Consider the following 13,395-nt stretch of genomic DNA (forward strand, 5'->3'; position numbering starts at 1 on the left):
AGCCTGGCCAGAGGCCCCCTGACTGTCCTGTCTGCCCTTTCCGGCCGGAGCTACCTTCGGCAAGGAAGGCATCTCCAGCATGACAGGCACAGAGGCGGCGGACACGAGGGACCAAGTCGTGGTCGGCGGGGTGGACTCGCACGCCGACACCATCCACCTTGCCGTGGTGACCGACCGGGGCGGGCACCTCGCCGACGCCCAATTCCCCACCAGCGCTGCCGGATACGCCGCCGCGATCGCCTTCCTGCAGGCCCACGGCACCGTCGCCGCCGTCGGCGTGGAGGGCACGTCCTCCTACGGCTCCGGCTTCACACACGCCGCCCGGCAGGCCGGCTTGGCCGTCGTCGAGGTCAACCGGCCTGACAAGGCCGAACGCCGCAGGATCGGCAAGTCCGACCCGATCGACGCATACGCCGCGGCCCGCGCCGTCGCATCCGGTCGCGCGACCAGCGCTCCGAAAGACGGGGCCATCGTCGGGATACGCGCCCTGCAGACCGCCGCCCGCTCGGCGGTCAAGGCCCGCACCGCGACGCTCAACCAGATCACGCACCTTCTGATCACCGCCCCCGACGCCATCCGCGCCAAGTACACCGCCCTGTCCGGCGACAAGCGCGTCACCACCCTCGCCCGACTCCGGCCGGCCAGCGACCCCGCGCACGCCCCGCTCCTGACAGCCCTGCGCACGCTGGCCAAGCGGGTCCAGAGCCTGACCGAGGAGCACACGACCCTGACCGGGGAGCTTGACCAGCTGGTCACCATCGTCAACCCGGGCCTGCGCGCCGCCTACGGGGTGGGCCCGGACACCGCCGCCCAGCTGCTGATCACCGCTGGTGCGAACCCGGCCCGCCTTCGCACGGAGGCTTCCTTCGCTGCCCTGTGCGGCGCGGCGCCCGTCCCCGCGTCGAGCGGGAAGACGAACCGGCACCGGCTCTCGCGGGGCGGCGACCGGGCGGCCAACGCCGCTCTCTACCGCATCGCGCTCGTGAGGATGGCCCGATGCCGGCGCACCCGCGAGTTCGTGGCCCGACAGACCCGCGCCGGACGCACGAAGAAGGAGATCATCCGGCTGCTCAAACGCGCGATAGCCCGCGAGGTCTTCCGGCTCTTGACCACCACAGTCGAGGTCCCCGGGATCGCGGATCTCAGGACCGCTCGCCAGGCCAAGAACATCACACTCACGGCCGCAGCGAACCACTTCGGAGTCTGGCCCGCCGTCATCTCCAACATCGAACGCGGCCTCCGCCGCGACGACACCTTCGCCGACGCCTACCGCCAGTGGCTCACCGCCGCTTGACCGACGATAGGAGCATCAATGGCCGAGCAGTCCGTCAGCCGCCGGAACGGTCGGGCCGTTGAGGGCCTCGGAGTGTGCCGAATCGCCGGAGGCAGAGGGGTCAGGGCATCGAGCCGTCCGAGTTCGCGACGACCATGAGAAAGACGGCGAAGGCGATGAAGGCGGTGAGGAAGACCAGGGCGCAGCCCGTGCTCGCGGCGAGTTTCCCCTGGGCCGGAACCCTGGCGGTGGCGCGTTCGGGACGGTCCGGCAGATAGTGCACGGTGACGATGTCGCCCTCGACCGTGGTCGGCGGCCCGCCCTCCTCGTCGAACCGGATGACGCGCCCGTCACGGGTCGTGAACTCGTAGACGTGGTGCAGCGTCGTACGCACCATGCTGTCTCCGCCGCCGCTGGTCGTCGTGTACGACCGCACGCATCGAGCCTCGGCCGTGATCCCACTGGACCACGCACTGCTGACCTGGCGGGAGCGGCGGAGCACGACGACGGCACCGCACAGCGCAATGGCGATCATGAGGAGAGGTACGACGGTGAACAGAACTTCCACGGATCCCCCGAGGTCGTACGCCGACCCTGAATGATCGGCGTGCCGGGGACCATACCCGGACGACCGGCGGGTCCGTCTCGAAGCAGGCTGAGGACTCCGCCGTGTTCACCCACGTACACCAGGGGAAGAAGCGTCCGCCGTAAGAGGACCAGCCGGACGACTGATCGCCGTGTGCTTCTCCGGCGGTGGCTCCGAGCCGGTGGCCGAGGACGAGGGGCTCCGGCGCTGGCCCTGCGCCGGAGCCACCCGTCGTCGTACGCTCGTACGCCCTCGAAAATCGCCGTAGGTGCTAGTGGAAACGAGATTGACGAGCGGTCACGGCGTCGGCGGGAGGCCCATTGTCCTGGTGAAAGTGGCGGGGTCGTCCTCGAAGCCCTGGATACCGGCGTGGAAGTCCCACACCCCGGAGTCACCGCGCACGAACTCCGCGACCTTCGCCGCCGTGGAGCCGAGGATGCCGCCGAAGTCGTCCGTGGCGAGATCGGTGTAGCCCTCACGGATCCGCAGGGACGGCTTGATCACGCTGACGAAGGTGCGGCGGGCGGGGCGCTGCTGGATGATGACGCCGACCACCACGCGCGCGTAGCGTGGGTCGAGCCGGTCGAGTTCCACCGTCAGGACCTCGTCCCAACCGAAGCCCTTGCCGTCCTTGCTGTCCCGGTTGAGCGTGATGGTCCCGTCCGGGGAGCGGCTGTCGAAGTGGACCACATAGGCGGGCTCACCGTACGGATCGCTCCTCAGGTAGGTCGCGGCGACTATGTCCAGATCGGTGCGCGGCTGCCCCGCCGTACTCGGGTCCCACTTCACCGCGATCTCGACCTTGCGGATCCCCTTGGTGATGCCGCTCATCGGACGTGCCCCTTCCCGTGTGACCGCAGCCCGAACTGCCGGGCGGCCCAAGCCGGTTGTCCATCCTGCCACGCGCGCGGGTGGGCGTGCGCGAGTGCGCCGCGTCCGGGCGTGACCGGCGCCACGCCCATGGCCTTACGATGGCGCGGTGCTGGTCAAGTGGATTCGCTGCACCGTGGTGGACCGCCGCGGCTTCGAGCGGGGGCAGCGAAAGTGGGCGGGGCTTCTCGGAGAGCCGGGATTTCGGGGACAGGGCGGAGGCTGGAGCCGGGGACGGCCCTCGGTGGCGCACATCTTCGCCTTCTGGGAAAGCCGTGCCTTCTACGACTCCTTCATGGCCCGCTCCCACGACCGGCTGGCGTCGGCCCAGTCCGGCACTTTCAAGGACGCCCAGGTCAGGCTGTTCGACTACCGCTTCGACGTGAAGACGGGCTTCGAACCGCGCTTCACGGACGCCGACCTGGTCCGGGTGGCCCTCTGCCGCGTTCACGAGGAGCGCGTCGAGAACTTCACGCTGATGCAGGAGAAGGTCTGGAATCCCGCGATGGCAGGCTCGCCCGGGATGATCCGCGGGCTGTTCGCCGAGGCCCCGGGGCACGAGTTCATGGTCCTGTCGATGTGGCGGTCGGCCGCCGAGCACGGCAAGTACCGCACCGAGCGGGTCGAGAGGCTGGCCCTCCGGGCCCAGACGGAGGCGGACATCGCGGCACTCACGGGCGACATCGTGGAGCTGGAGCCCACCTGGATCGTTTGAAAACCGGACCCGCCGACGTCTGACATCCGACGCCTCTCAGTTTGAAATCTGGACCGGTAAGAATGCGCCATATGTGGCTCATGGTGCGAGAACTCTGTGACCTACGCTGTAAGAAGCCCGCACGAGTGCTCGACACGTCGTCGCCCGATCTAGGGTTTCGGCATGGCACGACCACGGCGCATCGTCCTTGTCCGGCACGGCGAGTCAACGGGCAATGTTGATGACTCGGTGTACGAGCGCGAGCCCGACCACGCACTGGCACTGACCGAACGCGGCTGGCGACAGGCGGAGGAGGCCGGAAAACAGCTCCGCGAGATCTTCGGCCGGGAACGCGTCAGCGTGTACGTCTCCCCATATCGCCGTACGCACGAGACGCTCCGCGCCTTTCACCTCGACCCCGACCTCATACGCGTCCGGGAGGAGCCCCGGCTGCGGGAGCAGGACTGGGGCAACTGGCAGGACCGTGACGACGTACAGCTGCAGAAGGCCTACCGCGACGCGTACGGGCACTTCTTCTACCGCTTCGCGCAGGGCGAGAGCGGCGCCGACGTGTACGACCGGGTCGGCGGCTTCCTGGAGAGCCTGTACCGCAGCTTCGAGGCGCCGGATCACCCACCGAACGTGCTGCTGGTGACGCACGGCCTGGCCATGCGGCTGTTCTGCATGCGCTGGTTCCACTGGACGGTCGCCGAGTTCGAGTCGCTGTCAAACCCAGGGAACGGCGAGATACGAATGCTCGTTCTGGGAGAGAACGGCAAGTACACACTGGACCGGCCGTTCGAACGCTGGCGAGATCCAGAACCGTACGGGATCACTGGATAGAGTGGCAGGGCAATGACTGACTCCTCTCCCGGTGGGCGCCTGGACCGCGCCCTGGCCAGCCTGCGCGGACTCGCGGTGGGGGACGCGCTGGGCTCCCAGTTCTTCGTGCCGGTGAACTACCCGCTGCTCAAAGGCCGCGAGCTGCCGCCCGGGCCCTGGCAGTGGACCGACGACACGGAAATGGCCTGCTCCGTGGTCGCCGTCCTCGTCGCCCACCACCGCATCGACCAGGACGCCCTCGCCCGCTCCTTCGCCGAGCACCACGACTTCGACCGTGGCTACGGCCCCGCGGTCAACCGGCTGCTCCGGCTGATCCGGGAAGGCGGCGACTGGCGCGAGTTGGCCGCCGCGCTCTTCAACGGCCAGGGCTCCTGGGGCAACGGCGCCGCGATGCGCATCGCCCCACTGGGCGCCTGGTACGCGGACGACCCGGAGCAGGCCACGCACCAGGCGGAGATCTCCGCCTACCCCACGCATCAGCATCGCGAGGCCGTGGTTGGCGCCATGGCCGTCGCCGCGGCCGCCGCGCTGGTCGCGGCCCCCGGCGGACCGCCCAGCCCCGAGTCGCTGCTCGACGGAGTCGTCGCACTCGTCCCGAAGAGCGCCGTCGGTGCCGGGCTGCGCCGCGCCCGGGACATGCTGGACTACGGCGACCCGGCCACGGTCGCGGCAGTACTGGGCTGCGGGCGGCGTACGACCGCCCATGACACCGTGCCCTTCGCCCTCTGGTCGGCCGCACGCTCCCTCGGCGACTACGGGAGGGGTTCTGGACGACCGCGCAGGCGGGCGGCGACGTGGACACCACCTGCGCCATCGTGGGCGGAGTGATTGCCGCGGGGAAGGCGGGGACGCCGCCCGCGCAGTGGGTGGGGCGGACGGAGGCGCTGCCGGACTGGGTGGGGGTGTCGGCTTAGCGCGTTCCTGTCATGCGGCGGCTGTGGTGGGACAGGAGGCCGTGGCTTCCCGGGATCCTTGCCGCTGTGGCTTCGTCGGCGTGGTGTCGCTGTGGCTCCGTGGAGCGTGACTTCGCGACCCCCGCTCCGCCATGGCTCTGTGGATCTGCGGCTTCGCAAGCCCGCGCCGCCCTGGCTTCCTGGAGCTGTCGCTTCCCGGCCCGTGGCTTGGTCAGCCGTGGCTACGTGACCGCGTGACCTGCGGCGATCGACGATCCATAACTCTCTGTGTGTTCTGGGAACTCTCCGTAACTGCCTGCGCGTTGTCCTGGAAACTGTTGTGCGAGGTGCGCACATGCGGAAGGCACGAGCGCCGTAGGGGGAGTCATGGAGGCGCTGCAGGTCGTGGTCCTTGTGCTGGCGGTCGCCGCCGTGGCGCGGCGCGTCCGTCGGCTGAAGCACACCGGTGGGATGCGGTGGGCGTCCCGGGCGGCGCGGGTGGCCGGGCATGTCCCCCTTTCCCTCAAACCCTCGGTTTCTGGTTCGTTGGGCACACTCGGATGGTTACATCGCGCTGGGCTGCTGCCCCCGCTCGGGAGGCCGCCCCCGCTCGGGCGGCCTCCTTCCGTCGGCGCGGTGCCGTGCTCGAACGCGCGATCGTGGAAGCCGCGCAGCAACTCGGTACGGTCGGTCGGAGCGACCGAGAGACGGAGGGCGTGGCTACGCGTGCGCAGACCGGAAGGGCTGCGATTTACCGTCGTTGGCCGTCGCGGCCCTGTGCCGCGTGGCACGCGACGCGATGTACTCGCGCCTCCCCGGCTCGGCCCCCCGCTCCGTGATTCACGAATGCGACAGCGTCCAGGCGGAGCGTTTCATGACAGTCATCGTGCAAGGCGTGGTGAGCCCATGGTCAGGATGCTGCACGAGGTGACCGACCGCGGAATCGAGCGGGGGGAGGTAAGGTCCGACGCGGCGAACGGATACGTCTACGAGGCCATTCCGACGATGACGATGTACCGGTCGAATATGTGCGAGAGCGAATGCTCGGACCAGGGCATCGAGGAGATGGCGACCAGGAGACGGTTCCGCTGCTGCGCCCGACCGGGGTGCGATTCCGGGTGTCGCCGTCCCGGTGGCGGCTTGCGCGAACCAGGGTGTCGCCGGGGGTTGCGGGCGGCGTAGTCTAAGGGCGCCATGCCGTACGAACCGCCTACTCACACCGTCGAGCGCTCCCTTCGCGCAACGACCGGAGCAAAGATCATTGCCGGTGTCGACGAGGTAGGGCGCGGCGCCTGGGCCGGGCCCGTCACCGTCTGTGCGGCGATCACCGGACTGCGCCGGCCGCCCGTGGGCCTCACCGACTCCAAGCTGCTCACCGTGAAACGGCGGACCGAGCTCGCCGAGGAGTTGCGGACCTGGGTGACGTCGTACTCCCTGGGGCATGCGTCCCCGGAGGAGATCGACGACCTCGGGATGACGGCGGCACTGCGGATCGCGGCGGTGCGTGCCCTGCAGGGCCTGCCTGTCTGCCCCGACGCGGTGATCCTCGACGGCAAGCACGACTATCTCGGAGCGCCGTGGCGGGTCCGTACGGTGATCAAGGGCGATCAGTCGTGCGTGGCCGTGGCGGCGGCCTCGGTGATCGCCAAGGTTCAGCGCGACAAAATGATGGCCGAACTGGGTATCGAACATGCAGACTTCGGTTTTGCGGACAACGCCGGGTATCCCTCACCCGTGCACAAGGCCGCACTGGCGGAGCGGGGCCCCACGCCCCACCACCGGTTGTCGTGGGCGTATCTTGATGCGCTGCCCCAGTGGCGGCACCTCAAGAAGGCCCGCAGCTGGGCGGACGGAAGCGTTCCGGAGGTCGAGGGCCAGCTCGGCTTCGATTTCTGACGGTTCCGGTCGCACGTATGTGCCACCCACCCGCGCGAGCCGTACCAACGTTTGATAGACATCAACTCATGCCTCTCATCCCCGAGGAGCCTCAGATTCACGAGAGTGCCCAGGGTCCCCGCGCTACTCCGGCCAGTGGCCGTACCGCGCCGACCCCCCGTCCCGTACCCGGCCCCCGCCCCGCGGCCCCGCCGCGTCCTGGTCGTCCCGGCCCTCTCCGGCCGGCGCCGCCGGCGCAGCGTACGGGCGTGGCCGGGCCCAAGCCCGGGCCCGCGGGCCCGGACCCAACTGCCGCCTCTGCCGCGTCCGCTCCGGCTTCGACTCCGGCGACTCCGCAGATCCAGCTGATCCCGGCCCCGGCCGACGGCGCGCTCGACGCGGCCGAGGAAGCCGTGGACCTGCTGCTGGAGTCCGGCCGCGCCCCCGGTGACGTGCTGGTGATCACCACCGGCGAGCCGCACCCCTGGGCCGCTCACGAGCTGTCCTTCGGTGAGGCGTCCTACTGGGCGCAGCACGATGCCCGCGACGACGTCTTCTACGCCGACGCCGCCGTGGCCGACCGTGCCGCGTCCCGGCCCGTGGTCGTGGTCGCCGTCAACGGCGGTTCGGACGCCACTGCTGCCACCGCACTGCCCCTGGCTCTTACCCGGGCCGGCGCCCTGCTGATCGTCTGCGGCGACCCGCAGCAGATCAACTCGGTGCTGGGCGCGGGCGTCTGAGCCAGTTCCAGCAGTTGGGGGGCGTTGGGCCCGCGAATTCGCCGTCCCGGCGGCGACTGCACGGCGTGGCCCTTGGCATGCGCGGACAACCTGCGTGCGCGTGCCCTCCGGCCGCTCTGGGGAAAGCGGCCGTGCCAGCCGTGCGTTCGTACGCCGTTGGTCTGCCGCGCGTGGGGCCGGTGCTCGTGGTCCGTGGCCCTCAGCGGGCCGCCACGCGGTTCAGCACATCGGAGGCGGCACCCCCGGTGCGCGGTGGTGGCGGCGGGGCCTCGGATCTCGCGAACGGCTCGGGCGCCGACGAGGAGTTGGGGCGGCGGCCGCCTCGACCCTCGCCGAGCACCTGCCAGCCGTCGCGGGTCAGCGTGATGTACGCCCCGCAGCGCAGTCCGTGCAGCGTGCAGGCGTCACGCAGGCCCCACATCCACGCGCCGTCCTCCTCGGTCCACCGCGCGTCGCCCTCGCGGCAGTAGAGCAGCACGGCCGTGCGCACCGGCGTGCGGCGGCGCAGGTCGTGCGGGATGACCCGGCGCAGCTGATCGAGCAGCGCCTTGCGGAGCATCCAGCCGTCGGCGGGTACCGGGCGCCTGGTGAACGAGGCACTCGCGCACAGCCGTTCATCCGCGTCGAGTACGGCCACGATCGCCGTCGACGGCTTGGGGCGGTGTCGCGCGTGCAGTCCGCTGACGACTTCCCGAGGACTCCGCAGCAACGGGATTCCCGCGGCGGCCCATTCCGCGGGTTCCAGCACACGGGCCACGGCGTTGGCTGACGCGGCGGAGGTCGACGTGGCTGCCGCGGAGGACGGAGCGAATCCGAAGGTCACGTTCCTCCCTTCGGCTACGCGCCCACACTGCGGGCGGGGTCTGGATCGGGGGAGCACACACCGCAGCGGAGCCCTACCTGGTCGCGGGACGAGCCGTGCGGGGAGCGGACTTCAATTCTTCCTGTCGAACTTGGATGCGGCAACGAGCAATTGGGGCGACCGAACCTTATTGACTGGTCTGTGGCTTATATCCGTACCCGGTGGATCGTTGCATGATGCCGGGCGATGCAGCGCAGGCAGGAGTACTGGTCGCGAGCGGTCCGTCACGTTCAGTGAGGTGGCTGACTGTCCCCGCGATCGGGTTGCATGGGAGCATGGACGATCTGGAGCTCCGCGCTGAAGCCGATGCCGTTCTTGCCGAGCTTGTCGGTGTCCCGGCGGGGTCGGCGCGGTTGCGCGAGGATCAGTGGCAGGCCGTGGCCGCTCTGGTGGAGGAGCGTCGCCGCGCGCTGGTGGTGCAGCGCACCGGCTGGGGCAAGTCGGCGGTGTACTTCGTCGCCACCGCTCTGCTGCGCCGACGTGGCTCGGGGCCGACGGTGATCGTCTCGCCGTTGCTGGCGCTGATGCGCAACCAGGTCGAGTCGGCGGCACGCGCCGGTATCCGGGCGCGCACCATCAACTCGGCCAACCCGGAGGAATGGGACGCCATCCACGAGGAGGTCGAGCGCGGCGAGACCGACGTACTGCTGGTCAGTCCCGAGCGCCTCAATTCTGTGGATTTCCGCGAGCAGATGCTGCCCAGACTTGCGGCTACGACCGGTCTGCTGGTGGTCGACGAGGCGCACTGCATCTCCGACTGGGGGCATGACTTCCGGCCTGACTACCGCCGGTTGCGGGCGATGCTCGCCGGCCTTGCCCCCGGGGTGCCGGTGCTGGCCACCACCGCGACCGCGAATGCGCGGGTGACGGCGGATGTGGCCGAGCAGTTGGGTACCGGTGTCGGTGACGCCCTGGTGTTGCGTGGCGCGCTCGACAGGGAGAGCCTGCGGCTGGGTGTGGTGCGGCTGCCGGATGCCGCGCATCGCCTGGCCTGGCTCGCCGAGCATCTGGACGAGCTGCCGGGCTCGGGGATCATCTACACGCTGACGGTGGCCGCAGCGGAGGAGGCCACCGCCTTTCTGCGGCAGCGTGGCTTCCAGGTGGCCCCCTACACGGGGCGCACGGAGAACGCCGATCGGCTGCAGGCCGAAGCCGACCTCCTGGAGAACCGGGTGAAGGCACTGGTCGCGACCTCGGCGCTGGGCATGGGCTTCGACAAGCCGGACCTGGGCTTCGTGGTCCACCTCGGTTCGCCGTCCTCGCCGATCGCCTACTACCAGCAGGTCGGGCGTGCGGGCCGAGGGGTGGAGCACGCGGACGTCCTGCTGCTGCCGGGCAAGGAGGACGAGGCCATCTGGCGCTACTTCTCCGACACCGCCTTCCCGCCCGAGGCGCAGGTCCGCCAGACCCTCTCGGCTCTCGCCGACGCTGGACGGCCGCTGTCCGTACCGGCTCTGGAGGCCCTGGTCGACCTCCGGCGCACCCGTCTGGAGACCATGCTGAAGGTGCTCGACGTCGACGGGGCGGTCAAGCGGGTGAAGGGCGGCTGGATCTCCACCGGCGAGCAGTGGGTCTACGACGCCGAGCGGTACGCCTGGGTCGCTCGGCAGCGGGCCGCTGAGCAGCAGGCCATGCGAGATTACGTGAGTACGTCCCAGTGCCGGATGGAGTTCCTGCGCAAGCAACTGGACGACGAGGGGGCGGCCCCGTGCGGCCGCTGCGACAACTGCGCGGGAGCCTGGGCCGACTCCTCCGTCTCGGCGGAGGCGCTGGCGGGAGCGGCGAAGGAACTGGACCGCCCGGGGGTGGAGGTCGAGCCGCGCCGGATGTGGCCGACGGGCATGCCCGCACTGGGCATCGACCTCAAGGGACGTATCCCGGCCAAGGAGCAGTGCTCCACCGGGCGCGCACTGGGACGGCTCTCGGACATCGGCTGGGGCAACCGGCTGCGCCCCCTGCTGGCCGAGAACGCGCCCGACGGTCCGGTCCCCGACGACGTCCTGCGGGCCGCGGTGGCCGTCCTCGCCGACTGGGCTCGCTCGCCGGGAGGCTGGGCGTCGAATACCCCCGACGCTGCGGCCCGGCCGGTGGGAGTCGTCGCCGTGCCGTCCCTCACCCGCCCCCAACTGGTCGGTTCACTCGCCCAGGACATCGCGACCGTCGGCCGCCTCCCCTTCCTGGGCACCCTGACGTACACCGGTCCGAACGGCGCGCACGCGGCACGCCGCAGTAACTCCGCCCAACGCCTCAGGGCCCTGTCCGGCACGTTCACCATCCCTGAGGACCTGGCCAGTGCCCTCGCCAGCACTCCCGGCCCCGTGCTGCTCATCGACGACTACACAGATACGGGCTGGACCCTCGCAGTCGCTGCCCGCATGCTCCGCTTGGCAGGCAGCGCACAGGTTCTCCCGTTGGTTCTCGCCGCGACAGGTTAAGAGGACAGGGGATTGCAGGGGGTTGCAGGGAGTTCACGCGTGGCGCGGGCTGGGCGGTTATGAGCCGCTGTCCGTCACCGACTCTGGTTCCTTGACGGGCCAGGTGGTGGCAATTTCCGGCCGGATCAGGCTGTAGATGAGGACCTTGGTGAGCGGTTGAGCCTGACGAGCAACGGGGCGCCCCTCGGGTGAACTTCGCGTCGGTCAGCGCACGGTGCGGTGGCCGTACACCGCGGTCAGGCCCAGACAGGCCGCGGACAGGCATGCCAGCTCGTCGGTTCGTGGCCGTCCCGGACGCCTGATGCCGGTGGCCGTCAGCAGTACGACGTCGATCAGCGGAAGGCACAGCAGCAGCGCGCCGCCCAGCGTCCGCCGACCGGCGGCGTAGCCCCCGGGCCGGGCCGCCCACGAGGAAAACCGCAGAGCAGCACATCACCGGCGGTTCCGGCCAGGCCGATTCCCCCGGACGGTGCCGCATCCGACTCGACGTCGAGGTCAGGCCGGAAGTTGACAGATGTGTCGTGTCCCTGATCGGAGTTATCCACAGGCACAAGCGGAGCTTTGAGTTCCGCGAGATCGTCGACGCATGACGAATCACGGCGAAACGACTGGATCCTTCGACAACGACGATGTGACCGGATGCGACGTGCCAGCCACCACCCACCGGGTCACCCTGCGCACCCCGGCCGAACTGGCCGACGCCCTTCCGTATCTGCTCGGCCACCGCCCCGAGGACAGCATCGTCCTCGCCGCCCTCCATGACAGGGCTGGGCGCGGGCGCTTCGGTGGCCGGGCGCGGCTCGGTATTCCGGCGAATCCGGACGACTGGGAGTCCGTGGCAGGGCAGTTGGCGCACGGGCTGGTGCGGGGAAGCGAGCGCAGAGGAGCTCGGCCGGAACAGATCGTGGCGTACGTCTGCCAGGAGCCGCGCGAGGGGGAAACCGGCCAGCAGGTCATGCAGCGACTCCGCCCGTTGGCCCACCATCTGCGCCTCCAGTGCGGTCTGCTCGACGTGCCGGTGATCGAGGCGCTGTGCATCTCGGACGGCCGCTTCTGGTCGTACTGCTGCGACAACCCGGCGTGTTGCCCCGCCGAGGGCCTGCCCATGGGGCTGCCGGGCACCTCGGTCCTGGCCGCCGCGGCCACCTACGCCGGGATTCAGGTGCGCGGGACCCTGCGCGAGCTGAGGGCGAGGCTTCGACCGTGGGAAACCGCCGCGGCCCTGGAGCAGGAGGCCGCGCTGGACGCGAGCAGCATGGCCCTCGTCCCCAGGATGCTCGACGACACCAGTCGCGTGGGCGTGGCCGATGAGACGGTCGAGCTGGCCCGGCACGTCATGAGCCGGCTGGCCGACGCGCCGCCCGCGTCCGGCGCATTCATGGCGGACCTCCGCGACGACGGCCTGCTCAGCCATGACGAAGCCGCAACCTTGATTCTCGGCCTGCAGGACCGCACCACCCGCGACCGGGCGGCCGAGTGGATGGAGGGCGACGAGGCAGCTCCCGCCCTACGGCTCTGGCGCGCGCTGGCCCGCCGCTGCGTCGGCTCGTACGGCGAGCATGCCGCCGCACCTCTCACCCTCGCAGGCTGGGTCGCCTGGTCGACCGGCGACGACCTCGAAGCCCGGGAGGCGCTGGCCATGGCACTGGGCGCCGACCCCACCTACCTCTTCGCCCGCCTGCTGCACCAGGCCGTCAACGAAGGCCTGGATCCGGAGTCGATCCGCCGCTGCCTGCGCGCGGAACGGGACGGCCGTGCCCGGACTGCTGCCGAGCGGCTCAGTGAGGCGCGGGGGGCCGAGGGCCTCGACACGCCACAGGGCACTGAAGGCGCCGACGATGTCGACGGATCACCGGCCGTGGCGGGTCCGCGGCCCCGCCGCAGTGAGTTGCCCGCCGGTAACGGTGACAAGTCCCGCTCCCTGAAGGCTCAAGAGGCGCGGAAGAGCGCGCTGCCCCGGCGCAGGGTGCCGACAGCCGGCACTGGCCCGGGCAACGGACGGAGTGGCGGTACACATCCGCCCGCAGCGGCGAAGGGTGGCGTACGTCGTGGCGCATCCCGGCGAGGCGTTGCCCCTGGTGGCAGCGAAACGAAGGGGGACGCATGAGGGGCGGCCGAGAGGGAGGCATGAGCGACGGCCGCGCAAGCTGCGACCGCTGCGGCCCGTGCCATGCCCGACATCCGGTCGGGTTGGCCGGGCAGGGGCGTGACCCGGAGGAAGCCCGTTCCGTTCACCTGAGTGGCGGAACGCCTGGACGGATGGCGCCGCCACAACGCCATGTCCCCATGGAGCCTCCCGGCCCGTCCCGAACCAGCCCGAGGCG

10 protein-coding genes and 2 pseudogenes are annotated in these 13,395 nt (G+C 70.5%); 9 read left to right on the forward strand and 3 right to left on the reverse strand.

Annotated features, from left to right (window positions below):
- Positions 1-79: 79 nt before the first annotated feature.
- Positions 80-1,294, forward strand: a complete 1,215-nt coding sequence (locus KWI83_RS33280) for an IS110 family transposase (protein WP_256363158.1) — start codon at positions 80-82, stop codon at positions 1,292-1,294.
- Positions 1,295-1,394: 100 nt separating this feature from the next.
- On the opposite strand, the gene KWI83_RS33290 is transcribed toward KWI83_RS33280, so the two are convergent.
- Entirely contained in the window at positions 1,395-1,841 is a 447-nt protein-coding gene (locus KWI83_RS33290; RefSeq protein ID WP_218518116.1) for a DUF3592 domain-containing protein, read from the reverse strand.
- A gap of 315 nt (positions 1,842-2,156) precedes the next feature.
- Positions 2,157-2,690, reverse strand: a complete 534-nt coding sequence (locus KWI83_RS33295) for a TerD family protein (RefSeq protein WP_218518117.1) — start codon at positions 2,688-2,690, stop codon at positions 2,157-2,159.
- Between the two features lie 148 nt (positions 2,691-2,838).
- On the opposite strand from KWI83_RS33295, the gene KWI83_RS33300 reads away from it, so the two are divergent.
- The 6 genes and pseudogenes from KWI83_RS33300 (at position 2,839) to KWI83_RS33325 (ending at position 7,774) form a co-directional block, all read left to right on the forward strand.
- Entirely contained in the window at positions 2,839-3,444 is a 606-nt protein-coding gene (locus KWI83_RS33300) for a YdbC family protein (protein WP_218518118.1), read from the forward strand.
- Positions 3,445-3,606: 162 nt separating this feature from the next.
- Positions 3,607-4,266: a histidine phosphatase family protein gene (locus KWI83_RS33305; protein ID WP_218518119.1), complete on the forward strand. Its 660-nt coding sequence runs from the start codon at positions 3,607-3,609 to the stop codon at positions 4,264-4,266.
- 12 nt (positions 4,267-4,278) lie between these two features.
- Positions 4,279-5,180, forward strand: a pseudogene (locus tag KWI83_RS33310) (ADP-ribosylglycohydrolase family protein).
- A gap of 539 nt (positions 5,181-5,719) precedes the next feature.
- Positions 5,720-6,265 (forward strand): annotated as a pseudogene (locus KWI83_RS33315) (TetR/AcrR family transcriptional regulator C-terminal ligand-binding domain-containing protein); the annotation flags it as partial.
- A gap of 88 nt (positions 6,266-6,353) precedes the next feature.
- Positions 6,354-7,055: a ribonuclease HII gene (locus KWI83_RS33320; protein WP_218518121.1), complete on the forward strand. Its 702-nt coding sequence runs from the start codon at positions 6,354-6,356 to the stop codon at positions 7,053-7,055.
- 68 nt (positions 7,056-7,123) lie between these two features.
- Complete coding sequence (locus tag KWI83_RS33325) at positions 7,124-7,774, forward strand: hypothetical protein (RefSeq protein ID WP_218518122.1); 651 nt, start codon at positions 7,124-7,126, stop codon at positions 7,772-7,774.
- Between the two features lie 199 nt (positions 7,775-7,973).
- Here the strand turns inward: KWI83_RS33325 and KWI83_RS33330 are convergent, their stop codons facing one another.
- Positions 7,974-8,597 carry a hypothetical protein gene (locus tag KWI83_RS33330; RefSeq protein WP_218518123.1) on the reverse strand — a complete coding sequence of 208 codons (624 nt, stop codon included), beginning with the start codon at positions 8,595-8,597 and terminating at the stop codon, positions 7,974-7,976.
- Between the two features lie 314 nt (positions 8,598-8,911).
- Here KWI83_RS33330 and KWI83_RS33335 point away from each other — a divergent pair, with 314 nt between their 5' ends.
- Together KWI83_RS33335 and KWI83_RS33340 are read left to right on the forward strand one after the other, a co-directional pair.
- Entirely contained in the window at positions 8,912-11,071 is a 2,160-nt protein-coding gene (locus tag KWI83_RS33335) for a RecQ family ATP-dependent DNA helicase (RefSeq protein ID WP_218518124.1), read from the forward strand.
- Positions 11,072-11,657: 586 nt separating this feature from the next.
- Positions 11,658-13,178, forward strand: a complete 1,521-nt coding sequence (locus tag KWI83_RS33340; RefSeq protein WP_218518125.1) for a DUF4192 domain-containing protein — start codon at positions 11,658-11,660, stop codon at positions 13,176-13,178.
- Positions 13,179-13,395 lie beyond the last annotated feature (217 nt).

This window comes from Streptomyces sp. TRM70350 (assembly GCF_019219825.1).
Classification (GTDB): domain Bacteria; phylum Actinomycetota; class Actinomycetes; order Streptomycetales; family Streptomycetaceae; genus Streptomyces.

Excerpts from the sequence above, each read along its gene's own strand:
- KWI83_RS33295 (WP_218518117.1), bottom strand. The coding sequence starts at position 2,690 with ATGAGCGGCATCACCAAGGGGATCCGCAAGGTCGAGATCGCGGTGAAG.
- KWI83_RS33305 (WP_218518119.1), top strand. The coding sequence starts at position 3,607 with ATGGCACGACCACGGCGCATCGTCCTTGTCCGGCACGGCGAGTCAACG.
- KWI83_RS33340 (WP_218518125.1), top strand. The coding sequence starts at position 11,658 with ATGACGAATCACGGCGAAACGACTGGATCCTTCGACAACGACGATGTG.
- KWI83_RS33335 (WP_218518124.1), top strand. The coding sequence starts at position 8,912 with ATGGACGATCTGGAGCTCCGCGCTGAAGCCGATGCCGTTCTTGCCGAG.
- KWI83_RS33320 (WP_218518121.1), top strand. The coding sequence starts at position 6,354 with ATGCCGTACGAACCGCCTACTCACACCGTCGAGCGCTCCCTTCGCGCA.
- KWI83_RS33280 (WP_256363158.1), top strand. The coding sequence starts at position 80 with ATGACAGGCACAGAGGCGGCGGACACGAGGGACCAAGTCGTGGTCGGC.
- KWI83_RS33325 (WP_218518122.1), top strand. The coding sequence starts at position 7,124 with ATGCCTCTCATCCCCGAGGAGCCTCAGATTCACGAGAGTGCCCAGGGT.